Origin of the sequence: Acinetobacter sp. SA01 (assembly GCF_011319235.1) — a bacterium.
Classification (GTDB): domain Bacteria; phylum Pseudomonadota; class Gammaproteobacteria; order Pseudomonadales; family Moraxellaceae; genus Acinetobacter.
In genome coordinates, this window is record NZ_WXXM01000003.1 from 124,400 (window position 1) to 149,020 (window position 24,621).

Annotated in this window: 22 protein-coding genes; 10 read left to right on the top strand and 12 right to left on the bottom strand. The window is 43.8% G+C overall.

Going from position 1 to position 24,621, the window contains the following annotated elements; genetic code table 11:
- Positions 1-32 precede the first annotated feature (32 nt).
- Complete coding sequence (locus GTU69_RS04790; RefSeq protein WP_092820151.1) at positions 33-500, top strand: Holliday junction resolvase-like protein; 468 nt, start codon at positions 33-35, stop codon at positions 498-500.
- Between the two features lie 37 nt (positions 501-537).
- On the opposite strand, the gene GTU69_RS04795 is transcribed toward GTU69_RS04790, so the two are convergent.
- Positions 538-1,158, bottom strand: a complete 621-nt coding sequence (locus GTU69_RS04795; protein ID WP_166168784.1) for a class I SAM-dependent methyltransferase — start codon at positions 1,156-1,158, stop codon at positions 538-540.
- 173 nt (positions 1,159-1,331) lie between these two features.
- On the opposite strand from GTU69_RS04795, the gene GTU69_RS04800 reads away from it, so the two are divergent.
- Together GTU69_RS04800 and GTU69_RS04805 are read left to right on the top strand one after the other, a co-directional pair.
- Positions 1,332-1,892, top strand: a complete 561-nt coding sequence (locus tag GTU69_RS04800; RefSeq protein ID WP_166168659.1) for a hypothetical protein — start codon at positions 1,332-1,334, stop codon at positions 1,890-1,892.
- A 101-nt stretch (positions 1,893-1,993) separates the two neighbouring features.
- Complete coding sequence (locus GTU69_RS04805; RefSeq protein WP_240921589.1) at positions 1,994-2,338, top strand: protease inhibitor I42 family protein; 345 nt, start codon at positions 1,994-1,996, stop codon at positions 2,336-2,338.
- 126 nt (positions 2,339-2,464) lie between these two features.
- Here GTU69_RS04805 and GTU69_RS04810 read toward each other — a convergent pair whose 3' ends face one another.
- Positions 2,465-2,797 carry a HopJ type III effector protein gene (locus GTU69_RS04810; protein WP_086195810.1) on the bottom strand — a complete coding sequence of 111 codons (333 nt, stop codon included), beginning with the start codon at positions 2,795-2,797 and terminating at the stop codon, positions 2,465-2,467.
- Between the two features lie 153 nt (positions 2,798-2,950).
- Here GTU69_RS04810 and crcB point away from each other — a divergent pair, with 153 nt between their 5' ends.
- Positions 2,951-3,331, top strand: coding sequence for a fluoride efflux transporter CrcB (gene crcB, locus GTU69_RS04815; RefSeq protein WP_166168661.1), 381 nt, complete (start codon positions 2,951-2,953; stop codon positions 3,329-3,331).
- A gap of 108 nt (positions 3,332-3,439) precedes the next feature.
- Here crcB and GTU69_RS04820 read toward each other — a convergent pair whose 3' ends face one another.
- The 4 genes from GTU69_RS04820 to GTU69_RS04835 form a co-directional block, all read right to left on the bottom strand.
- A complete protein-coding gene (locus tag GTU69_RS04820) occupies positions 3,440-3,694 on the bottom strand; it encodes a type B 50S ribosomal protein L31 (protein WP_166168663.1) in 255 nt (84 codons plus the stop codon).
- A gap of 107 nt (positions 3,695-3,801) precedes the next feature.
- Positions 3,802-5,100, bottom strand: a complete 1,299-nt coding sequence (locus GTU69_RS04825) for an AarF/ABC1/UbiB kinase family protein (RefSeq protein WP_166168665.1) — start codon at positions 5,098-5,100, stop codon at positions 3,802-3,804.
- Positions 5,101-5,324: 224 nt separating this feature from the next.
- Positions 5,325-6,680 carry an MATE family efflux transporter gene (locus GTU69_RS04830; protein ID WP_166168667.1) on the bottom strand — a complete coding sequence of 452 codons (1,356 nt, stop codon included), beginning with the start codon at positions 6,678-6,680 and terminating at the stop codon, positions 5,325-5,327.
- A 36-nt stretch (positions 6,681-6,716) separates the two neighbouring features.
- Positions 6,717-7,178: a DMT family transporter gene (locus tag GTU69_RS04835; protein WP_166168669.1), complete on the bottom strand. Its 462-nt coding sequence runs from the start codon at positions 7,176-7,178 to the stop codon at positions 6,717-6,719.
- 127 nt (positions 7,179-7,305) lie between these two features.
- Here GTU69_RS04835 and hemW point away from each other — a divergent pair, with 127 nt between their 5' ends.
- Positions 7,306-8,460 (top strand): radical SAM family heme chaperone HemW, encoded by a 1,155-nt coding sequence (gene hemW, locus GTU69_RS04840; protein ID WP_166168671.1) that lies wholly within the window; start codon positions 7,306-7,308, stop codon positions 8,458-8,460.
- A gap of 173 nt (positions 8,461-8,633) precedes the next feature.
- Here the strand turns inward: hemW and GTU69_RS04845 are convergent, their stop codons facing one another.
- Positions 8,634-8,843: a cold-shock protein gene (locus tag GTU69_RS04845; protein ID WP_086195804.1), complete on the bottom strand. Its 210-nt coding sequence runs from the start codon at positions 8,841-8,843 to the stop codon at positions 8,634-8,636.
- A gap of 1,019 nt (positions 8,844-9,862) precedes the next feature.
- Complete coding sequence (locus GTU69_RS04850) at positions 9,863-11,686, bottom strand: acyl-CoA dehydrogenase C-terminal domain-containing protein (protein ID WP_166168673.1); 1,824 nt, start codon at positions 11,684-11,686, stop codon at positions 9,863-9,865.
- Between the two features lie 226 nt (positions 11,687-11,912).
- Here GTU69_RS04850 and GTU69_RS04855 point away from each other — a divergent pair, with 226 nt between their 5' ends.
- Positions 11,913-14,279: a hypothetical protein gene (locus tag GTU69_RS04855; RefSeq protein WP_166168675.1), complete on the top strand. Its 2,367-nt coding sequence runs from the start codon at positions 11,913-11,915 to the stop codon at positions 14,277-14,279.
- A gap of 59 nt (positions 14,280-14,338) precedes the next feature.
- Here GTU69_RS04855 and aroE read toward each other — a convergent pair whose 3' ends face one another.
- The 3 genes from aroE to hemF form a co-directional block, all read right to left on the bottom strand.
- Positions 14,339-15,127 (bottom strand): shikimate dehydrogenase, encoded by a 789-nt coding sequence (gene aroE / locus GTU69_RS04860; RefSeq protein ID WP_166168677.1) that lies wholly within the window; start codon positions 15,125-15,127, stop codon positions 14,339-14,341.
- Between the two features lie 133 nt (positions 15,128-15,260).
- Complete coding sequence (locus tag GTU69_RS04865) at positions 15,261-15,467, bottom strand: hypothetical protein (RefSeq protein WP_086195801.1); 207 nt, start codon at positions 15,465-15,467, stop codon at positions 15,261-15,263.
- A gap of 250 nt (positions 15,468-15,717) precedes the next feature.
- A complete protein-coding gene (gene hemF / locus GTU69_RS04870) occupies positions 15,718-16,662 on the bottom strand; it encodes an oxygen-dependent coproporphyrinogen oxidase (RefSeq protein WP_166168785.1) in 945 nt (314 codons plus the stop codon).
- A 275-nt stretch (positions 16,663-16,937) separates the two neighbouring features.
- On the opposite strand from hemF, the gene hemN reads away from it, so the two are divergent.
- Positions 16,938-18,302, top strand: a complete 1,365-nt coding sequence (hemN, locus tag GTU69_RS04875; protein WP_166168679.1) for an oxygen-independent coproporphyrinogen III oxidase — start codon at positions 16,938-16,940, stop codon at positions 18,300-18,302.
- Positions 18,303-18,403: 101 nt separating this feature from the next.
- On the opposite strand, the gene ribA is transcribed toward hemN, so the two are convergent.
- Positions 18,404-19,006 (bottom strand): GTP cyclohydrolase II, encoded by a 603-nt coding sequence (gene ribA / locus GTU69_RS04880; protein WP_166168681.1) that lies wholly within the window; start codon positions 19,004-19,006, stop codon positions 18,404-18,406.
- A 310-nt stretch (positions 19,007-19,316) separates the two neighbouring features.
- On the opposite strand from ribA, the gene dxs reads away from it, so the two are divergent.
- The 3 genes from dxs to GTU69_RS04895 all read left to right on the top strand — a co-directional run bounded on the left by dxs (position 19,317) and on the right by GTU69_RS04895 (position 24,575).
- Positions 19,317-21,224 carry a 1-deoxy-D-xylulose-5-phosphate synthase gene (dxs, locus tag GTU69_RS04885; RefSeq protein ID WP_166168683.1) on the top strand — a complete coding sequence of 636 codons (1,908 nt, stop codon included), beginning with the start codon at positions 19,317-19,319 and terminating at the stop codon, positions 21,222-21,224.
- Between the two features lie 117 nt (positions 21,225-21,341).
- Positions 21,342-22,172 carry an inositol monophosphatase family protein gene (locus tag GTU69_RS04890; RefSeq protein WP_166168685.1) on the top strand — a complete coding sequence of 277 codons (831 nt, stop codon included), beginning with the start codon at positions 21,342-21,344 and terminating at the stop codon, positions 22,170-22,172.
- Positions 22,173-22,712: 540 nt separating this feature from the next.
- On the top strand, positions 22,713-24,575 hold the full coding sequence (locus GTU69_RS04895; protein ID WP_166168687.1) for a DEAD/DEAH box helicase: 1,863 nt from the start codon (positions 22,713-22,715) through the stop codon (positions 24,573-24,575).
- The last annotated feature ends 46 nt before the right edge of the window (positions 24,576-24,621 follow it).

Here is a 24,621-nt window from a genome sequence, read left to right on the forward strand (position 1 = left end):
GTAGCGGTAATTTTTGCAATTAAGGAATAATAATGTCCATTTGGATGGCAATGCTAATTGGGGCGTGTATAGGTGTGGTGCTCACCACCATGATTTTAAGCAATACCCGGAATGGACGCATTAAAGCAGAATATGAACAGTACATTGCGGAACTGGAGCTGGAGCATCAGCAGGCTTTGGCGCATGCGCAAAAACGCAGTGTCAATACCAGCCGTGCTGTGCTCAAAGGCAAGATGGCAGAGCAGCTGGCACCGATTATGCCCCAGTTTCAGTATTTACCCAGTGATGCCAAATTTCTGGGCGATCCGGTCGATTATGTGGTTTTCGATGGTTATACCGACCTGCGTGATGGTGAAGGAAGTCCCGATGATATCGAAGTGGTACTGATTGATATTAAAAGCGGCGGTGCACGCCTGACTAAAGGTCAACAGGCGATTGCCCAGGCCATACGGGAAGGGCGGGTACGTTTTGAAACAGTCCGTATCGATTTTGATGATTAAAACGGCGATGCTTATAAAACGCCGTTAAATTCAGGACTTACTGTTTTTGCACACGGGCAAACAGCATGCGCTGTGCAATTTTAGGAATACCGGCTGCATCCAGATAATATTTTTCTTTAAAGCTGAAATCTGCATCCAGCAAGGCCTGTTCAATATTGCGGTTGAGATGACAGCCATCGGCAAGGCGTTTTTGAACGGGTGTCAGCAGGTTTTGCAGATGTTGCAGTGTCGGGCGGTCAGACAGTACATGTTCGACCAGATGCAAGGTTCCGCCAGGCTTGAGTACGCGATGTAATTCTGCCAAAGCCTGATCCAGATGTTCAATACTGCACAGTGTCCAGGTACTGACAATATTGTCGATACTATGATCGGCAAAAGGCAGCTTTTCTGCGCTGGCCTGAACATGCTGCACATGAATGGAGCTCTCATGTACGCGTTTAATCGCCAGTCGATAAATATCGGCATTGGGTTCCAGTGCATAGAGCGTATCGACATTTTGATAAAAAGGCAGATTCACCCCGGTACCAAAGCCTATTTCCAGCACCTCGCCTGTAATGGGGAGTAGCATTTCGCGACGTAGATCCATGAGACTGGGTGTTTGCATCACTTGATTGAGCAAATGCGGAAAAATATGCTGTTGGTAAAATTTATAAATCATTGTCACTTAATTTTTCTTGCTTTATATCTTCTTAGTTTAACCAATCTTCTGCTCAGGACATAAGACAAAAAAGTGACTGAATATATCTATATTGTTACCAAGTCCATATATTTCTTTAAGTTTACTCATTTAAAATTAATTTAGAAATCAAGAAATTTGTTAGGGGCATAAAGATGATCAGGTCAATGTTATGCAGTGCTTTACTTGCAGTGAGCATGTTGCAAGTGAGTGCCAGTGCTTCTGTCGATTATAATATTGCGAAGGGCTTGGCTCCGCTAGCAAAAGACCAGTCAATCAAAAAACTGCAATCGTTTAAAGGCGATTTTCGCATTCTAGGTTCAAAAATTTATACCAGTGATGAACAGGCCAAGTTTTCACCGATTGATTATGCTGTGAGCTGGGGGCTGTTTGCCGAGCCTGAAATTGCACGTCATATTTCAGTCAATCAGTATGACCGTTATTTAAACTGGAAGATTGATCGCCTGCCGGTGCCTGCCGAACAAGCCATGCAAATGGTCTCGAATATGCACATCATTCCTGCCAACCCTGAAATTGCCAAACAGATTAAACATGTGAAACGCGGTGATTTGGTGCGGCTAAAAGGCGAGCTGGTTGAAATTAAAGACAGAAATCTGGTCTGGACGTCATCCTTGACCCCGACAGATACTGGAGATGGTGCTTGTGAGTTATTCCGTGTCAGTTCAATTGAATGGATTGAACGGGTGAAAGGCTAACCGTTTTTTTATAACAAGATGATGAAAAGATTAAATTTATGAAATCTTTAGTACTTAGTTTTGCTGTAATACTGGGGTTCAGCATGGTGGGGTGTAGCAGTATGAGTCCAACGTTAGATGGAAAAACCCATAGTTACTCATTAGACAGTCAATGCCCGGCTTTGCTGGAAATGAAAGTAGGACAAACTCTGGAACTTACTGTGCCAGAAAATCCGACTACAGGTTATATCTGGCAAGTGGCCGAGCCGCAGAGCATCTTAAAAGTTGAAGAAATTTATCGGCAAGATCAAGTGAAAAGCAAGCAACCGATACTGGGTGTAGGTGGGCAAAAACAGTTTATATTTACTGCACTGCAACCGGGTGAAGCATGGATTCACGTGAAACATAGCCGTGCGTGGGAACAAAATCCGGTAGATGAGTGGCGTTGTCGGGTCAGAATTTCCTGATTTAATTTTCTAGATTACTTTGTGAAAAGGGATATTTATTGATTTTTTAAATCCCTCCCGACCTCCCTTTTTTCTAAGGGAGGAGAAAAGCCCTCTTTAATCAAGAGGGCTTTTTATAAAGAAAACTTATTTTGCTGTTAAAGCTTGCCCGTCAAACTGAATACCATCCCAGCCATTTTGCATAAACTGGCGAATGTTCTGGTGGTCTGTGGCTTCAGGAGTCGCTAATACCGCTGCATAGTGTTCAGCAAACAGGCTTAAAGTCTGTGCCTGATCTAGACCATTGAGTTGGGCAAAAGAAAATACTTTGGCACTGCCTTGGTTTTCCGTTGCAGCATTGGCCTGTTTGCCATTTTGAAACGCTGTAGGGCTATGCTGATAACGTGCATCAATATATGCAATCACGTCTGCAAATTTGATTTCACCTGCCTGAAGCTGTGCCAATAAATCCTGAGCCATAATTTCCTCAATTCATAGAAAAAAGTTTAAAAACCGCGTGACTATAACAATTTTCACGGCATCATTTCATTACTATTTCAACGCATTTGTACGCTATAGTGAACAAAAGATTTATATCATCTCGATCTTTAACTCAATCACATTGGAACAGATATGAATTGGCTACTGGTAGCTTTAGGGGGAGCAGTCGGCGCAAGTTTGCGTTATGGTGCAGGGGTATTTTTATTTAAACCAAGCAGCGGATTTCCATGGACGACATGGTGGATCAATATCTTTGGCTGTCTGCTTGCCGGTATTTTCTTTGCTTATAGCCAGAAATTTCCTGTTTTGCAAAATGAAGCACGTCTGTTTCTGATGGTCGGCATTTTAGGCGGCTTTACCACTTTTTCCAGTTTTGGTTTAGAAACTTTTCAACTGCTCAAGCATGGACAAATTGCACTGGCTTTAGGCTATGCCATTTCCAGTGTGATTACAGGAATTATTGTGTTGGCGCTCGGTTTTTACCTGTTCCAAGGCTTATTACAGAGTCGATAACAGCTCAAAATTTTTGTCATATCAGAAAAAAAGAAGCCCAAGCTGGAGGATATGGCTTGGGCTTTTCAAGTCTTAAGATTAACCTTGAAATCTTAAAACAGTATGAATTTAATGTGAGCGTTTGAAACGTGCGAAACGTTTATTAAAGCTGGCTACACGGCCTTCATTGCTGGTTTGACGTTGTTCACCGGTATAAAACGGATGTGAGGCACTGGAAATATCCAGAGTCACATAAGGATAAGTCTGGCCTTCATATTCACGGGTCTGGGTCGGTTTTAACGTGCTGCCAATAACAAAATAGACATCTGCATTGGTATCGTGGAACAGTACCTGTTGATAGTCGGGGTGGATATCTGGACGCATACATTTCTCCATCGTATATTTTAAATTTAAAGAAATGTTATAACATAACAATTATCGAGTCAAATAAAACCCGGGCACTATGGGTGAACCGGGTGGGTGTGGCTTGATCAGACTCGAGGTGGCACCAGCTCCTCAAATAAATCATTCAGGTTATCATTCACTTTTAAATGAATTAAATTCCAGTAATGTCCGGAAACCGTGCGGTTAACCATTAAGGTATCCGGTGAAGGCTTAAACACATCCCAATATTTTAATGATGGTTTCAGCAGTTCGACGCCATCATGATGGGCAGAGTTTTCGGCAAAATCGTAATGGGTGATCAGCGGACGCATCAACACTTCCAGCCACTGGCGATATAGATCTTCAGGAAACTTGCCTTGCGTGGTGATGGAATGCAGGTCATCCAGCTTCTGTTCTATTTCGGTAATATTGCCTTCACGGGCGGCATTAATCAGGGTCTTGAAATTTGAGACAATTTCAGTAGACAGGGTTTTGACACCGCCATAGTCGTAAATAATCACCGTCCCATCTTCACGAAAGGCAAAGTTGCCTGGATGCGGGTCACAGTGGAAACGTTTCAGATAGAAAATTTCCTGACCAATGGCACGGAGCAGGCGGCGACCCAGTTCATTACGGGTGTCTTGAGACCAGGCACTGGCCGTTTCAATACTTTCGCCCTGTTCCAGGCTTAGGGTTAAAATATGACGCGAAGAATAATCGCTATAGACCTGAGGAATAATAATTTTATTGTCTAATGTTTGATGAAATGTACGTGCGACTTCTAAGTTTTGCGCCTCAATCTCATAGTTCAGCTCATTATCCAGACTGTCCTGAATTTCCTTAAACAGCTGATCTTGCAACTTGCGGTCAATTTTCAGTACACCCATTAAGCGCAAGGCCAGACGCACCTGTTTCAGGTCACTTTCGCAGGCTTCATCCACCCCCGGATATTGCACTTTGACTACGACCTGTTGACCGTTCGGCAAGATGGCTTTATGCACCTGCCCAATAGAGGCCGCAGCAAAAGGCTGTTCATCAAAACTTTTAAAGATTTTCAGGAGCGGTTTACCCAGTTCTTTTTCAACTTGCGCTTTAATTTCAGCAAAAGGCATCGCTGGAGCCTGACGCTGTAACTTGCTAATGGCACGGGCTACTTCTGGCGGAAAAATATCTTTATATTGTGAAGCAATTTGCCCCACTTTCATCACCGCACCTTTCATTTCGCCCAGCGTATCGGCAATCTGCAGTCCGATATCCTGAAAAAGTTTAGTGCGCGAAGCATTTTTTTGTTCTTCATCGGCATTAAAATTTTTAATCGAGTTTGATACGGTTTTAGTTGCAATACTCGCCGTCATACTGGCAAGTTTCATAAAGCGACGACCGGGGGTCCTAGCCGTTTTTGCCATGCGATATTCCTCAGCATCATCATAGATGGGTTTTAATGATCATAGGCGTTAAACAGGATATTGCCTACTTGAAATTGTTAAAAGCTGCACTTTTACAGTGAGATTATCAAAAAACAGAATGTTTTTGAGTGGATAAATAACTGAAATATTGTGGATTATTTTTCTATTTATGCTGTATTGATCTCATCCCTTTTCCCATGAAAAGAGATGAATCTATGTAATTTTTAAGGCATTTTCAGGCGATGGTTGATTTTGTATAAACGGGTTAATAACAAGATACAGGCCACACTTAAACCGACAATCAAGCCGACCCAGACACCCGCTGCCTGCATTTGGGTAAAACGCGCCAGATAAATCCCGACCGGGAAGGCAATGACCCAGTAGGCAATCATGGTGATCCACATCGGGCCTTTGGTGTCCTGCATGCCACGCAAGCAACCTGCGGCACTGACTTGCCAGGCATCCATCAGCTGATAGGCCATGGCAAACAGCAGCAGATACAGCGCGACCTGAGTGACTTCGTAATCCGAGGTGTAAATTGACACAATTTCTGGCCGGAAAAACCAGATCAGTGCCATGGTAGCGAAGGCAAAAACAGTGCCGGTGGCCAGACCTAAATATTGCACCTTATGCATCGCCGACCAGTTTTTTTCCCCATAATAGGTGCCCACACGAATGGTCAGCGCAATGGCCAGCGACATCGGAATCATAAATAATTGCGAGGTCACGGACATGGCAATCTGATGCGCGGCCACCAGGGTTTCTCCTAAAGGGCTAAGTACAATCGCAGCCGTGCTGAACAGGCTTACTTCAAAAAAGATGGCTAGGCCAATCGGGAAACCGAGTCTTAAAATACGCTTGATCCAGTCCGGATTGATTTTTTCAAATGCGGCAAAGGGCTGTGTTTTTTTGTAGGCCGAAGCTTTTAATACATAGGTTGCGAGTGCAATAAACATCAGCCATTGCAAAATCGCCGTGGCAAAACCACAACCGGCTGAACCTAACTCCGGAATTGGTCCCCAGCCATACATAAAAATAAAGTTAAGCGGAACCAGAACAATTAATGCAATCAGGCTAATCGCCGTCACGGGACGTGGATGCCCTAGCGCTTCCGAATAGCCACGCAGCGCTGCATACATGGTCACAGCGGGCATACCTAGACCAATAGCATGCAGGAACAAACTGGCTTTGGGCAGCAAGACTTCTGGTACGCCTAAAACAGGCAATAAAAATGGCATGATCTGTAAAATCAGTGCAGCGATGATACCCAGAATCAAGGCAATCCATAGCGATTGCCGTGCAATACTGGCAATTTTTTCCGGCGTACGTGCGCCGTTGGCTTCTGCGACCAAAGGTGTGGTAGCAATCATGATGCCGCTGAACAGTAGCATGACCGGAATCCATAAACCTACCCCGACAGCAATCGCGGCCAGATCAACCGGAGACAGGTGTCCGGCCATAATGGTATCAATCAGTCCCAAACCGGCCTGGGAAAATTGAGTGACCAGAATCGGAATCATCAAATGAAAGAGCTGTTTTAATTCATAACGGGTCGTTGTAATCGACGAGACATTTGACACAAAAATTACTCATCATGTGCTTAGAATAATGAGGGGTTAGCGTTGTAAAGTGAGAAGCACACCAATAAAAATCACCACGCCACCGAATAGACGTTGCCAGTTCACCGGTGTTTTTTCTGTACCCAGTAAACCAAAATGATCCAGAATCATTGAAGTGACCAGTTGACCAAAAATAATCAAACCGGACAGAGTGAGAAAACCAAGTTTGGGCGCAGCATAAATACTGAGACTAATGGCATACACGCCCAAAAATCCACCCAACCATAAATACCATGGCAGTTGCACAAACGTGGCAAAACCCGGTCTTTCTACCGGCTGAAAAAACACCAATATGGCCAGCAGTATTGTACCAACCAGAAAAGATAAAAGGGCGGCTTGTAAGGGTGAATTTAAATATTCTCTCAACTGGCTGTTGATAGCCGTTTGAAAAGTAAGCGCGATACCAATCCCCAGTGTCAGCGGGATGAATAACAATAACTGAGCAGATATTTTCATCATTCTAACAATTTAATTCTTCAATAGTTTTTCCTAGTGTACTGATATTCCTTGTGAGATTTTATCAGTGTCCTGATGCAGTCATGTTAATATATTTATCTTCCTGTCCTACATATTTTGAGCTTGTTCCTTGGCCGAATTAAATCCTGCACTGGTTCCTTTATCTTTATACATTCATATGCCGTGGTGTGTGCGTAAGTGTCCGTACTGTGACTTTAACTCGCATGCCGTACCGGATGGAAAACTGTCCTTAGATCTGGAACAGCAATATTTACAGGCTTTGGTCGAAGACTTTAAAACCCAGGTTGATTTTGTCCAGGGGCGTCAGATTCATAGCGTGTTTATTGGTGGAGGTACGCCGTCACTGATTTCTGCAAAGGGTTATCAATGGCTATTTGGCCAGTTAAAAAGCTTAATTCCTTTTGAAGATGGTTGTGAAATTACTCTGGAAGCCAATCCGGGAACGGTAGAACACGATCCCTTTGCAGGTTATTTGGCAGCAGGAATTAACCGTCTTTCCATTGGTGTGCAGAGTTTTAATAGCGATCAGCTGAAAAAATTAGGGCGTATTCACAGTAATGATGATGCGATCAATGCCATTCAGCATGCCCGTGAAGCAGGCTTTGAACGCGTTAATGTCGACTTGATGCATGGCTTGCCAGAACAAACGCTAGAACAGGCGTTACTTGATTTAAAACTAGCGGTGGAAAATGGTGCTACGCATGTGTCGTGGTATCAACTGACCATTGAACCCAACACGGTATTTTTCCGCACTCAACCGCTTTTACCCGTTGAAGATGTACTGGAAGAGATTCAGGAACAGGGCGAGGCCTACCTAAAAGCCAATGGTTTTATCAATTACGAAGTATCGGCCTGGCGTAAGGAAAAACCCTCTGCGCATAATTTAAATTACTGGCAGTTTGGCGATTATCTGGCCATTGGGGCAGGGGCACATGCTAAAGTGACCAAGCCTGATGGCGTGTACCGTTTCCAGAAAACCCGTTTGCCGAAAGACTATTTAGCCAAAGTTCCGGCAGAGCATTTGCAGTTTAAAAAGATTGAAGATGAAGACATGCCGTTTGAATTTATGATGAATGCGCTACGGTTAAATCAGGGCGTGACTGCCGAACTGTATGCCGAGCGGACAGGTTTAAATTTAGAAAATTTAGATGAGCTTTTAAATTCACTACGTGCTAGAAAGTTGATGGTTGATGATCAAAACCGGTTGTCTTGTACCGAGCAGGGACACGGTTTTTTAAATTCGGTGCTGGAAGAATTTCTGTGACTTGCAATTAATCCCTCGGTTGATGTTCGGATGCAATATAGAAGCCGGAGATATGGGCGATTGAATTTCCATTCAACTGCATAGGAGGCAGAGTGAAGTTTTCTATGCAGCGTTGTCTGAACGCTAAAAACAAAAAAAGCACTATCAAAGTGCTTTTTTATCGATGTTACTTATTATAAAGCAACAATATTCACAGCATTCGGGCCTTTTTGACCTTGCGCAATACTGAATGATACATGCTGACCTTCAAACAATGTTTTAAAGCCAGAATTTGCAATTTCACTGAAATGAGCAAACACATCTGGACCAGATTCTTGTTGAATGAAACCGAAACCTTTAGTTTCGTTAAACCATTTTACTGTACCGTTAACTGTATTAGACATAATATAACCTATCGAATTTTAATAATTTTTAGCCATCTTAAATGACTGATAATAACTTTGAAAATAATAATGAATTGAGCTTAAGATCTGAAAAAAACGAAGGATTATGACTAAAACTGCGATACTTAAAGAAGATTTACTAAACAAGATTTTTTCTAGTTGAGTTAATCATACATGAAATAAATAAATATTCAAGTTTTTTATATGTATTATAATTTTTTTTTATAAAAATAAGCGTTAAATAAACCAGATATTAAATAAATTAAATTTATTTAATTACTTATTTTTAAAACCAAGATGCTTGTTTTTCTGTTGATTGCTGGTTCTAGCTCAGCATTGTTTCCTGTTCTGCAGTAAGTTATGCCAATAGGCAAGTGAAAAGAAACGTTTGCTACATATTGTGCAACCATGTCCACATCTCAAAAGCGATTTAAACAGGGGCGGTTTTCTGTAAGTGCAATTGACTGAATGAGGGGACAGAAAAGATATATTCACCTTCGTTGAATTGGGGGCATACGGCTACTTGCCCGCCGATGAAACAATATTTAAATCGAATAGTGGAGGAGAATATTCAGGACGGAAATAAACAGTGGCATCAAGTTTACTCGATAGGGAAAACGCTCGGCTTTGTACGCTCTGACGTACATTGATTTAAGGATTTTGCGGATTGGAACAGCCGTTCTTTTTCTTAAGATCAAGTCATACAGGAACAGGATATTCCGGAACAGAAAACAACAATAATACGTTCAAACACCAGGACTGTGAGGCAAGACAGGAGTCATGCTTAATCAACCCATACGAAAAACCCCGGCATCCTGTCGGGGTTTTTCTTTGCCATTGCGTCATGCTCATTAGCTGTGCTGATGAGCACTATCCCATTTTTGGGACCTGGCTACCGCAATATGCATACAATCAGTAAATCCTCCGCAAGGGTATTATTTGATATAAGTGCTTTTATGGAATATGGCTTGAAAAAAGAGCACCGAAGTGCTCTTTTATTTTGACTTAAACTTTACAGCTTAGTAGTCAAAGCTAAAGTGTTCAGGTGCCAATGAAGTCATGGTTTTCGACGGATTGACCATTGCTTCGGCATGACCTTGGGTACGTGGTAGCAGGCGTTCAAAGTAGAAATCTGCTGTTTTGATTTTTGCTTTGTAGAATTCAGGCACTTCCTGACCTTCACCCGAAGCCAGTTTTGCAGAAGCGACAGCGGCTTGCTGCGCCCAGAAATAAGCCATCATTACATAGCCAGAGAACATCAAGAAATCGACAGATGCAGATGACACGATGTCACGGTCTTTACGTGCCGCCAGCATAATACGAACGGTGAGAGCATTCCATTGAGCACATAACTTGGTTAAGTCCCAGGCAAAACGGCGCATGTATTTGTTACGCGCATGCTGACCACAGAATTTCAGGATTTCAGCCGTGTAATCGCGAATCACTTTACCTCTAGAGGTTAACAGGACTTTACGGCCAATCAGGTCAAGTGCCTGTACACCGGTGGTCCCTTCGTACAGGGTGGAAATACGTGAGTCACGTACAATCTGTTCCATGCCCCATTCTTTGATGTAGCCATGACCGCCGTAGACTTGCATACCATGGTTGGCAGCTTCAAAACCCAATTCAGTCAAGAAACCTTTCAGGATAGGGGTGTAGAAACCCAGGTGATCATCATGTGCTTCATATGCTGCAGTATCACCCTGTATTAAGGCATCAGCCATTTTGTCGGCAATTTGCGCGGCGTAATAAATCATTGCACGACCGCCTTCAGCAATCGCTTTTTGAGTGAGCAGCATACGACGAACATCAGCATGATGAATGATCGCATCTGCCACTTTTTCAGGGTCTTTCTTACCTGAAAGGGCACGCATGGACATACGCTCCTTAGCATAAGGAAGTGCGCCCTGAAATGACAGTTCAGCATGGGCAATGCCCTGGATCGCGGTACCGATACGCGCAGTGTTCATGAAAGTGAACATGGCATGCAAGCCTTTGTGTGGCTCGCCAATCAGGTAACCCGTTGCATTGTCAAAGTTTAAAACGGCGGTTGCAGAAGCGCGAATCCCCATTTTGTGTTCGATTGAACCACAGCTGACAGGGTTGCGCTCACCGACTGTACCATCTGCATTGACCAGGAGTTTTGGCACAATGAATAGCGAAATACCTTTGGTTCCGGCAGGCGCATCTGGAAGGCGGGCAAGCACGATATGAACGATGTTTTCTGTTAAATCGTGTTCACCGGCAGAGATAAAGATTTTCGTGCCCGAAATGGCATAGGTACCATCTGCCTTGGGTTCCGCCTTGGTTTTGACCTGGCCTAAGTCCGTACCACATTGTGGTTCGGTAAGACACATCGTACCTGACCATTCTCCTGTCACCAGGTTAGGCATATAGGTGTTTTTTTGTGCTTCAGTACCAAACTGAAGAATGGTGTTCATACAGCCGACGCTTAAACCCGGATACATCTGGAAGGCCCAGTTTGCAGTACCCATCATTTCTGATTTGATCAGGTTTAAAGATTGCGGCAGATTTTGACCACCAAATTCTTCAGGGAAAGACAAACCTTGCCAGCCGCCTTGCACGAACTGGTCATAGGCTTCTTTAAAGCCTTTTGGGGTTTTGACTTCACCATTTTCAAAGTGACAGCCTTCTTCATCACCAGACTGGTTGAGTGGAGAAAGTACGTTTTCACAGAAATCTGCCGCACCTTCAAGAATCATGTCTACAGTGTCAGCATCCGCTGCTTCACCATTTGAAAGCGTTTTGTAGTGTGCCGGGTAATCAAGCACTTCGTTCATTAAAAAACGAATATCATGCAAAGGGGCTTTATATGCTGGCATAGTCTTAATCCTAATTTAGAAATAGTTCTGGATTATCTGTATCGATACCTTGATTATTCACATTTATCATCAAAAAACATTGATAAGGATAGCGATTAAAAATGTCAGAAATGCGAATTATAAAATATGCTCGACCCAATAGTATCAACATCCTATTATGTTATATTGGGTTGTAATTCTGTAGCTTAGAACAGAATAAAGTATAATGAATATAAGGCGTTTACATGTGAAGGCACAACTAAAATATTTAACTTTTTGTCTTTGTAGTCTCAGTTTCGCAGGCTGTTCACAGCATGTCATAAAGACCAATCCGAATCAGGTGGCAACTGTAGAGCAAAGAGCGATTCATGGTCTAAATGCGATGTTTGAAACATCTAGTTATGATTTTCGGGGCAAGCTCAGTGTACAGTCTAATCCGGACATAGGACGTCAAAAAGCACAGCAACAAGTCAATCCGGCGATAGCATTTGAACCGGCATTGAAAAAACGCTTAGATCAATATTTAAAAGCGCAGAATATCCGTTTAAACAGCACTGAAAAACAAAACCTGTATGCCGCTATGGCGAAACAGCAGCAAGGGCATGCGGACAGTTTTGCTTCAGAGGACAAGCTGAGTTCATTCAATATTTTTGCATTGAATTTACTCAATAATACGCAATTTGAATATGATGGTTCTGTGCATTATCGAGAAAAGACTGCTGCTTTAAACTTGGCAGCTCGTTATGAAAAGCCGACCTTGCTGGTGCAAATGAAAGTACCGATGGTGGTTGATTTTAAAGAATATAAATTTTATACCAATTATTTTTCTTTGATGCCGTATTTGGTGAATAAAGACAGTCAAAACAGCTTTGCCTATATTGATTTCTCGAAATATAAAGCTGATTTTGAACGGGTAAATGTAGCGAAGTTGGCTGATTATTTAAAAGCGGTAAATGCCTTGCCATATATTTTGGCTGATGCTAGACAAATCAAAAGCCTGCCACTGAGCGTTGCAGAGAAGAACGGTCAGTTGACTGAAAAAATACGTTTTAGCAGCACCTTGGAAGAACTGATGTTGCAAATGGCCCTGTTTGAACAGGTGAATGAGCCGTATTTAAAGCGCTCCGTGCTGGGCTATACCACAGCTACTAAAGTGAGCGATGCCGGGAGTGAAAAGCAGGCGGGAGAAGCTGTAACCCAGGCTGTGGAAGATACTGCTTCACCTGTGCAAGCGGGTAAAGCTGATGCTGTGGCTCAAGACGGCACAGCCTACAGTGCAACACTTGCCTTGCGTGAACTGGTCAGCGACAAACTTTATGGTTCAGCCGATTCACTGGTAGACGAAGAGGATGTAGCGCTAGAAACAGAAACGGATGATGAAAGCCCGACAGAACAAGACACTGCTGATGAAACTGTTACTCTTACAGTAGACGACTGCCAGCGTATAATTGCTACGCCAAAAACAGCCCAAGTCGGTGATTTAACATACTGCGTTTCTGCTTATGAATTAGATGCTTTTAAGCGTGTTGAACCGGTACAGATCACGGCTTCAGTTGAAGCGAAGGACCGTTCGGTACACGAAAAATTAGCCTTGGTCTTTGCACCGTATGTTTCTGAACAGTTTATAGATGCAGCGCATTTTGCTGAGCTGTGGGCAACGCACCAGCCTGAAATTCGTCAGGTTCTGGCGGCAAGTTCGCCAGCTAAAAAGACCCCGATACAAATAGATGTTGGTTTAGATGCTCAGGGACGTGCGGCACAGGTTGATTATGCTGTGCAATTCCTTACTGAAAAGTACGGTAAAATTGATGTACAGGCCGATATGCGTGTATTTAATTATGGGCAAGCCAGCAAAATTGACCGCGCTGCATTGCGCGATGCCAAGTCGATTCAAGAGGTGAGCAAAGGTTCAATTTTAGAAAAATGGGTGAAAGATGTAGGGCGAACTCTGGAGCAGCCAGCTGCTGTGATCGAAGGAACTAAAGCCGAAGCACCCGCCTTAAGCTATGAGGATGAGTTGAATCAGTTGGCCGATAAAACCTATCAGCAAGCCCAGTCGTTCAGTCAAACCTACCAAACCTTATTTTTGCTCGATATGGCTGCAGAACAAAGTGAGTGGGTGAAAAACCTTAGTCCGCAAACCTTGCAAGAAATGGCAGAGGTGTATGCTTACTGGTTTAGCGATGAACAGTATTATGATCCTAAAGGCAAAGAACTTGAGCGCATTAAGGCCTTACAGAAAAAGCATCATCTTGAGGATGACAGCCAATTCAACCGGGCTATAGGCAGCCATGTTAATACCTTGACTGAGCGTGCTGTAGGCGAAGGTAAGGTCGCTGCAGCTTGGCACCAAGCCGCGAAGCAGTATAAGCAGCCACAGCATATTTTTGCCCAGCAATACCTGAAAGCATATCGGGAGGAATATCCGGACAATGCCGCTGACTCGCGTGTGCTCAAAGAAACTGCGCAGATTTTGGGGCAAAGCTATATCGACAGCAAGCATGGAAAATTAAGTCAGAAAACGATTAAAGACCTGACACTTCAACATGCTGAAGTTATTAATTATGAAATATATATGGAAGTGTATGAAAATATGCAGAAATATGTAAAATAAACAGGAAGATGGTTCAAAAGAACCTCAGATCATCCTGAGGTTCTTTTGATGGATGTTAGTTAAAGAAAGTCTTTTAATTCAGGTTTAATGCCATTCCAGATATAAAAAGCTTCAATGGCTTGTCCAACCAGCATGCCATAACCTTCCGAGGTCGGAACACCGCGGGCTTTGGCTTGATCTAAAAAGCTGGATGGCTTGCCATAGGCCATTTCATAGGCATGCTTAAATTGTAAAGCTTCAGGTAAAACCAGGGCATCACCGGTTAAACTTACCGAAGTTGCATTAATGACAATGTCAAAATGACCAGCCAGATCATTTAAAGAAATGGCTTCAAGGGTGGCTTGCGGCACAGCGGGTTTTAAGTCGGCAACCAGTTGTTCTGCACGGGCTAAAGTCCGGTTGGCGATGACAATTTTTTTCGCACCCGCCTGTACCAAGGGGTAGATGACACCACGGGTTGCACCGCCCGCACCAATAATTAACAGCTCGCTATTGTCGAGTTTCCAATCTAGGGCCTTGATGGCATCGACCAGACCTTGACCATCGGTATTGTCGCCATACAGCTTGCCATCCTGCATCCATAGGGTATTGACTGCCTTGGCAATTTTGGCCCGTTCGGTTAATACCGCGCAGGCTGCAAAAGCTTGCTCTTTGAAGGGCACGGTCACATTCATGCCCATACCGCCCTGAGCAAAAAACTCCTGGATATTGGCTTCAAAGCCATCCAATGGAGCAAGGCGTTTGCTATAGCTCAGGTCAATGCCAGTTTTTTTGGCAAAAGCATGATGCAGTTCTGGAGAACGTGATTGTTCGATTGGATTGCCAATCACGGCAAATTGTTTGCTCATTTCACAAGGTCCGTGTGCGGAAATGGCATTCAATATACGTGATTTTTCCTGCAGGCTAAAGCCACTACGGAAAGGAAAAATGACAAAGAAGAAAGAAGAGGGGAAATCGTTAAAGCGGTAAAGTTAAATCCTGTTAAGGATTACAAATTTCGCGAATGGTATCTTCCAGCCACATGGCTGCAGTAAAAAATAGGGCAAAACCTGCAAATACGGTAAAGCTAATCGACACGCTGTCTGCAAGGGTGTTGTGTGAAAGCAAGGTAATGGTGATAGAACACACAATCAGGGTTAAAATACACCAAAATAAAATCACCTTATTATTTAACATTGTGTTGAGCATCGTTTCTCCTTCAAGCATACTTTTTTGTATTTATCCATGTTGATTAAATCAGTATAGGTCATGAATATCATGATCCAGTCTAAACGATTTTTGTGACACACTCGTGTCTAGTGCTGTAAGGAAATATGTCGGTTTTTCTTATATTAAAGGCATAATTAACTATATTTATTAGTTCAAGTTATTGATTTTTTAAAAAGTTATTTCAGTGAAAAATCCCTTTTTCTGTAGTGAAAAAGGGATAAAAACTTTTTTATTTTTTAAGTTCGGTCAACCAGTCATGCGGTTTTAAATAATAGTCGGTTAAGCATTTTTCTGGCGAATTTTCTTCCCATTCGGGACGATACGACCAGGCTGCCAATGGGGGCATACTGACCAAAATAGATTCAATCCGGCCGCCGGTTTGCAGACCAAATAAAGTGCCACGGTCATAGACCAGGTTATATTCGACATAACGGCCACGGCGATACAGCTGGAAATCGCGCTGTGCTTCGCTATACGGTTTATCCTGATTGCGTTGAAAGATGGGAATAATCGCTTCCAGGTAACCATTGCCGACGGCTTGAATGTATTGAAAGCAGGTTTCAAAATCCCACTGATTTAAATCATCAAAGAATAAGCCGCCAATACCACGCTGTTCGTCGCGATGTTTTAAATAGAAATAATCATCACACCATTTCTTGTGTTCTGCATACAGCGTATCACCAAATGGTACGCAAAGATCATGGGCCTTTTGATGCCACGCCAAGACATCTTCATTATTTGGGTAAAATGGTGTTAAGTCGAAACCGCCACCAAACCACCACACTGGATCCTGACCTTCTTTTTCGGCCACGAACAGGCGCACGTTGGCATGTGAAGTCGGCACATTGGGATTCTTCGGATGAATCACTAAAGACACACCCATAGCCTGGGCTTTAGCACCGGCAATTTGTGGATGGCGTTCTGTGGCAGAAGCGGGGAGTTTAGCAATGTTGATGTGCGAGAACATGACCCCGCCTTTTTCAATCACGCTGCCGTTTTGCAAGACCCGTGAACGACCACCACCACCTTCAGGACGCTGCCAGTCATCAATTTCAAATTTAGCCGTGCCGCCGCCGGCCATTTCTTGTTGTTCAAGGGCAGCACAAATACGTGCCTGTAAATCGACTAAAAAATCACGTACACGTTGAATATCATTAGAAGTCGGATGTTGCATCGGAACGCTCAGGATCATTATGAAGGAACTCATCACATCAAAACATAAATTGCATAAAAGATTAAGGACTTTTATGCAGCACGTTTTTTTATTGAAAAAGACACCATCAATTTTATTGAGACTTTGATTCAAAGTGATCGCTGAAAAATATCCCGACTAGATCACTAGGTTGAATTCTATAAGCAAGCCCAGCAAAATGAGTTGAATATGTGATGCAAAATATGGGTTCGGTTATAAGTATAACCGGCTGTTGCAGTAGAGAGTGGATAGCAACGATGACGCGTTCTTTAATTCAAAAATATAATGTACCCGGACCCCGTTATACCAGTTATCCAACGGTGCCGTATTGGGAAGCCGAGCCATTTTCGCTTGATCTGTGGAAGCAGAGCTTAAAACGTTCCTTTGATGAATCCAACTCAAGTGAAGGCATCAGTCTGTATATCCATCTGCCATTTTGTGAAAGCCTGTGTACTTTCTGCGGCTGCCATAAACGTGTCACGAAAAAGCATGAGATGGAACAGCCTTATATTCAGGCCGTGCTGAAAGAATGGGATTTGTATTGCCAGTTGCTGGTAACAAAGCCGAAAATTAAAGAAATTCATTTGGGCGGCGGCACACCGACCTTCTTTTCGGTTGAGCATTTACAACAGTTAATTCAGGGCATCTTGGCAAAGGCAGAGGTGGCTGCCGAGCATGAATTCAGTTTTGAAGGGCATCCTAACAATACCACCCGTGAACATCTGCAAGCCTTATATGATCTGGGCTTTCGTCGGGTCAGTTACGGAGTTCAGGACTACAATGAAACGGTGCAAAAAGCCATCCACCGGATGCAGCCTTTTGAACATGTACAGCGTGTAACGGAGTGGGCACGTGAAATTGGTTATACGTCCATTTCACATGATCTGGTTTTTGGTCTGCCTTTTCAGAGTTTGCAAGATGTGCTGAATACCATTGATCAAACCAATCGGTTAAGGCCGGACCGTTTGGCGTTTTATAGCTATGCCCATGTTCCATGGATTAAGGGCAATGGCCAGCGTGGTTTTAAAGATGCTGATGTACCGAAAGATGAAATAAAACGCCAGTGCTATGAAGAAGGAAAGAATAAGTTACTGGCGCAAGGTTATCATGAAATTGGTATGGATCATTTTGCTCTAGAAAAAGACAGTATGTGCCAGTCATTTAAACAGGGGACTTTACATCGTAATTTTATGGGCTATACCGCATCCAAAACCCAAGTGATGATTGGCCTGGGTATTTCTTCGATTAGCGACAGCTGGTACAGCTTTGCACAAAATGAAAAAAAACTGGAAGACTACTATGCACGTCTGGAGCAAAATGAAATTCCGGTGGTCAAAGGCCATGTGCTGAGTACAGAAGACCTGATGATCCGTAAACATATCTTGAACTTGATGTGTACTTTTACTACATCTTGGGCATCGAAAGAGATGCAATTTCCTGAATTACCCGAGGTTTTGCGGCAACTTGCAGAAATGCAGCAGGATCAGTTATTACAGATTGATGAGCAGGGCATTACTGTGACTGAGCAAGGCAAGCCTTTTGTTCGTAATATCTGTATGGCCTTTGATTTACGCCTAAAACGCCGCGTTCCGGAGAATCGGATTTTTTCGATGACGATTTAAATCCCTACAAACTTCCCTTTTAAAAAAGACAACTCCCTCCTTTAGCAAAGGAGGGTTGGGGTGGATTTGTATAAAGTCGGAGTGGATTTGTAAAAAGGATATTAAAAATCGCCTTTCTTATACATATGCGCCATGCGTTCATGCTTGGTTTTTAAATACTCGGCATTAAAAGGATTCAAACCGACAGTGAGCGGCACACGGTCCACCACATCAATGCCCAGTTCTTGTAGTGCCTGAATCTTTGAAGGGTTATTGGTAATCAGTTTAACCTGCTTGACCTGTAAATGGTCGAGCATGATGGTACACATGTCATAGTGTCGTGCATCCGCGGGCAAGTTCAGCATCAAGTTGGCATCAACCGTATCGTGGCCCTGATCTTGCAGGGCATAGGCACGAATCTTGTTGGTTAGTCCAATACCGCGACCTTCCTGACGTAAATAGAGAATCACGCCTTGACCGACTTCATTAATCAGTTTCTGGGTGGCTTGCAGTTGCGGGCCGCAATCGCATTTCAGTGAAGCAAAGGCATCACCGGTTAAACACTCAGAATGTATTCTCACCAATACCGGCCCGACAGGCGGCATATCCAGACCTTTAGACAGTGCTACATGTTCTTCACCCGTTTTAGGATCTTGAAATACCGTGATTTTAAATTCACCAAAAGCGGTTGGTAATCTTGAAGTCGCGACAAATTCTATGGGCACTGCTTAACTCGTTAAATAGTTTATTAATTAGCTAAAGTATAGCTGAATGATTGGACATTAGTTGAATTGTAAAGATGAATTTATGCAGAAGATTTTCTTTTTTGTATAAAGCGAACGATAATGGTTGATAAATAGTAAGATTATTCAGGATAATCTCGCTCATGAACAAACACCCAGTGTAGAGATTTGCCTCTAAACTGCATCGCTAGAAATGTGGCTGATTTAAAGGTGATACAATTCGATCATTATGCTCGAATAAACCCATTGACCTAGCTTAGGATTTGCCAGGCTTTAGAAGGCTTCGCCATTTATGTTGTATACAGAAATACCGACTCACCGACCTGTAACTCCGTTACTGAATGCGATTGATCATCCGCAACAATTACGATTGCTCGAGCGCAGCCAACTAGAACAAGTGGCAGATGAGTTACGTCAGTACATTTTGTATGCAGCAGGACAAAGCGGTGGACACTTTGGTGCTAACCTGGGGGTGATCGAACTCACTGTGGCTTTGCACTATTGTTTTAATACGCCGCATGACCGTCTGATCTGGGATGTGGGTCATCAGGCCTATCCGCATAAAGCTTTGACCGGTCGCCGTGAACAGTTGACCACCATTCGTGCCAAAGATGGTTTGGCTGCCTTTCCTGCACGTGAAGAATCGATATTCGATACTTTTGGCGTTGGACATTCTTCAACAGCCATTTCTGCGGGATTGGGCATGGCACTGGCACGCCGTTATCAGAATGATCCGTGTGAAGTGGTGTCGATCATTGGCGATGGTGCCATGACGGCCGGTATGGCCTTCGAAGCCATGAATGATGCCGTTGCACATAATGCAGATTTAATCGTGGTGCTGAATGACAATGACATGTCTATTTCATGCAGTACCGGTGGATTTGCCAAACATCTGGCTGCCATTTGGGAACGTGGCGAGTCGGTGAATGTTACTGATGAGGGTGATGCATATATCCAGCCGCATCCGGAATGGACTTACAATTCCCGTTTGCACTGTGCTGCCACTGAAGCTGCAGATAATCTGTTTAAAGCCATTGGTTTTGACTATTTTGGCCCATTTGACGGCCATGATGTCAATCAATTGGTACAGGTATTTAATGCCCTAAAAAAACGTAAAGGTCCGCGTTTAATTCATGTCTATACCAAAAAAGGTAAGGGTTTTGCACCAGCAGAAGCCGATCAGATTAAATACCATGCCATCAGTAAATTAAATACTGTATCTTCAAGCAATGCAGCACCGAAATATTCCGATGTGTTTGGACAATGGCTCTGTGATGAAGCTGCCCAAGATCAGCGTTTGCTGGCGATTACGCCGGCTATGTGTGAAGGTTCGGGCATGGTGCAGTTTGCCAAACAGTTCCCGGAACGCTTTTTTGATGTGGCGATTGCCGAACAGCATGCCGTGACCCTGGCAGCAGGGATGGCCTGTGAGGGCTTAAAACCGGTCGTAGCGATTTATTCGACTTTCCTGCAACGCGGTTATGACCAGCTGATTCATGATGTGGCCTTGCAAAATCTGGATGTCACTTTTGGTATCGACCGTGCCGGGCTGGTGGGTGAAGATGGCCCAACCCATGCCGGGGCTTATGATTATGCCTTTATTCGTACTGTACCTAATATGGTGATCATGGCGCCTAAAGATGAAAATGAATGTCGTCAAATGCTGCATACCGCTTATTTATACAATGGTCCAGCGGCGGTACGTTACCCGCGTGGCAATGGTGTAGGGGTTGAAATTCAGCAACAAATGACGGCTTTGGAGATTGGTAAAGCAGAAATTGTGGCCAGTTTTAATGAATCTCAAGAAGACCAGATCAGCATTCTGGCATTCGGTAGCCGTGTCAGTGTGGCGGTAGAAGCAGCACAAACACTCGCCGCTAGTCATGAGGTGGGGGTGCGTGTGGTGAATATGCGCTTCGTTAAACCGCTGGATGAGCAGATTATTGAACAGCTGGCTGCGACAACCAGTCTATTTGTCACTGTTGAAGAACATGCCGTGATGGCAGGCGCAGGCAGTGCGGTAAACGAGTATTTGGCGCACGCGCAAATTGTTAAACCAATCTTGAATTTGGGGCTGGCAGACATCTTCATGCATCAGGCTTCACATGCACAGATGCTGCAACAAGCCGGGCTGGATGCCAAAGGAATTGAAAAATCAGTTGAATTGGCCTGGTCAAAGCTTGTGCAGTCGGTGTCCTGATCAATCTTAAAAAATTTTAGAAACATTTTTTCCCTAAAAGCCCTCGTATTTGTTAAAATGTGAGGGCTTTTATGCATTATTCTTTATCAATATCTTCAAATTTGTAGTGGGTGTTCAATGGAACCTATGGTGGTGATGGCTGCGCGTGCGGCTCAATTAGTTGGTCAAGAGCTTTTAAAAGCGCATCAAAATCGTCATAAACTCGATCTACAAGTCGAAGAAAAAGGGATTGATGGTCCGGTAACGCGTGTAGACCGTTATTTGGAACAATTGACTATCGATACGCTACGTAAAAGCTATAAAAACCACAGCTTCCTTGGTGAAGAGTTTGGTCTGCAAGAAGGTAAAGGTCACGACGCCGAATGGTGCTGGGTGATCGACCCGCTTGATGGAACTTTAAACTTCATTAACGGTTTCCCGCATTTCTGTATTTCTATTGCTGTTCAGCACAAAGGTGTGACTCAACACGGCGTGATTTATGACCCTGTGAAAGACGAGTTATTCTCTGCTAGTCGTGGTCGCGGTGCCATGTTGAATCAACGCCGTATTCGCGTAAATGTCAAAGACAGTCTGCAAAATACTTTCCTTGCAGTAGGTCATGCTTACCGTGCTAAACGTAACGGTGAAGTGATCTCTTATGCAAAAAACCATTTTGAGTCATTATTAAACGTAACTGAAGCGGGTGCACAATACCGTCGTGCAGGTTCTGCTGCATTAGATTTGGCTTATGTTGCTGCAGGCCGTTTGGATGGTTATTTTGAACTGGGTCTGAAACCTTGGGATATCGCTGCAGGCGAGTTAATCGTGAAAGAAGCGGGTGGTACTGTAGTGGATGCACGTGGTGGTGCCGATTCTATGGAAAATGGTCAAGTACTTGCTTGCTCTATGAAAATGCTTAAGCCTTTAATGCAAGCTGTTGTTCCGGCTTGGGGTGACGCAGCGAAGTAAGATCGATTGAATCGAGTGACATGACAAAAAAGCTCTCCTTGTGAGGGCTTTTTTTATTTCTGCATTAAATTCCTGATTCAATGAAAATGCCGGATAGCGTCTATTTGCCCGCATTTTTATCCAGATAAAGCGTTACAATATTAACTGTTTAAAAATTAAACAAAATTGAGTTGTAAAATAGACTGTTACTGAAAAAAACAGTATGTATGCATCATTTGATCGAAAAAAATGATTACTTTTTTAAATGGTTCTGTTATTATGCCGCTACGCACTTAAATTTCCGTTCTTTACCTGAACATTATCTTCTAATCATTGTATGCGCGTGCTGTCCATAGAGAGGACATATCCTTCGCGCCCCAATCGCTTAAGCGATTCCTTCAGGTTTGCGGCCGTAATCATGCGTGCGTTATATCCACATCGTCGTTATTCGGATCGCTGCTGAATCCTTATTTTTTCAGCTCTAATTGCTGTGCCGCTTTTTGCCGATGTCCATATTGTAATTTATTAAATGGAGCACCCATTTCAGGGTGAATACTCTCTATGAGCAAAACTTTTGCTGATTTTTCCCTCGATGAGTCATTAACACAGGCTCTTGAAGGTTTAGGCTTTACTACGCCAACTCCTGTACAAGAACAAGCGATTCCTGCTGCGCTTGAAGGTAAAGACCTTTTAGTATCAAGCCAAACCGGTTCTGGTAAAACAGCTGCATTCTTGCTTCCAACTTTGAATGCACTTGCAAATCAAGATACTTTCGTACCGTTTAAAGAACGTATGAAAGCAATTACTCAACCATCTATTTTGGTAATTTCTCCGACACGTGAGCTTGCACAGCAAGTATGTCAGGATGCGATTGCCTTGGTTCGCCATATGAAAGGCGTACGTGTAGCTGCAATCATGGGTGGTATGCCTTTTGGTAAACAAATCCAGCAGTTAAAAGGCGCACAAGTGGTTGTAGCGACTCCAGGTCGTTTACTTGACTTGGTTAACCGTCGTCAAATTAAACTGGATAAAGTGGATTCGTTAATTGTCGATGAAGCTGACCGTATGCTTGACCTAGGTTTCTCTGAAGACCTAGAAGCCATTGGTGACTTGGCTGCAAACCGTAAGCAAACACTTATGTTCTCTGCGACATTTGCTCCACGTATCATTACACTTGCAGAACGCATGATGAATGATCCGATGCGTATTTCGATTGAAACTGGTCACTCTACAAATACTGATATTACTCAGACTTTGCATTGGACTGACGGTTTCGAACATAAGAAAAAACTGCTTACTCACTGGTTAAACGAAGAAGACGTTGATCAAGCAGTCGTATTTGCGTCAACTCAAGAAGACACAGATATGTTGGCTGAAGAACTTGCTGAAGCAGGTCTATCAGTTGTAGCACTTCATGGTGCTATGCCACAAACTGTTCGTAACCGTCGTTTACGTAGCATCCGTGAAGGCCGTGCTAAGATCTTGGTTGCAACTGACGTTGCTGCACGTGGTCTTGACGTACCAACCATTTCTCACGTAATTAACTTCGGTCTTCCAATGAAGAACGAAGACTATGTACACCGTATTGGTCGTACTGGCCGTGCCGGTCGTACTGGTAAAGCAATTACTTTAGCGACTTACCGTGAACGCGGTAAAATTCGTGCGCTAGAAGACTTCCTTGAAGCACGTTTAAACGTTTCTGAAATTGAAGGTCTTGAGCCATCTCCACCTCCTGCACGCGGTAGTCGTGATGGCGGCGGTCGTGGTCGTGGCGGTCGTGATGGCGGTAGTCGTGGTCGTGGCGGTTTTGGCGGTCGTGATGGCGGTGGTCGTGCACGTTTTGAAGGCGAAAGTAACTTCAAACGTCGTGAAGGCGGTGATGATCGTCCACGTCGCAGCTACGATGACAAACCACGTGGCGAACGTCCAGCATTCGGTGGAGAAGATCGTCCACGTCGTGAATTCAATAGCGACCGTCCACGCCGTGAAGGTAGTTTCGGTGACCGTCCACAACGCAGCTTTGGCGGTGAAGATCGTCCACGTCGCGAATATAATGGCGACCGCCCACAACGTAGCTTTGGTGGTGAAGATCGTCCACGTCGTGAAGGTGGTTTTGGCGACCGTCCACAACGTTCTTTTGATGACCGTCCGAAGCGTGATTTCGGTGATCGTCCAGCTCCACGTCGTGAAGGTGGTTTTGGCGACCGTCCTCGTTCTAACGATGACAACCGTGGTAATCGCGTAGACTATAAACCAGCAGGTGATCGTCCACGTCGCGAATTCAATGGTGACCGTCCACAACGCAGTTTCGGTGATCGTCCACAACGTTCGTTTGGTGATGATCGTCCTAAGCGTTCTTTCGGTGAAGATCGTCCTAAACGTAGTTTTGGTGAAGATCGCCCACGTCGCAAATTTAACGACTAATAACGTTAGATTTGGGTAGTAAAAAACCGGTGGAAACACCGGTTTT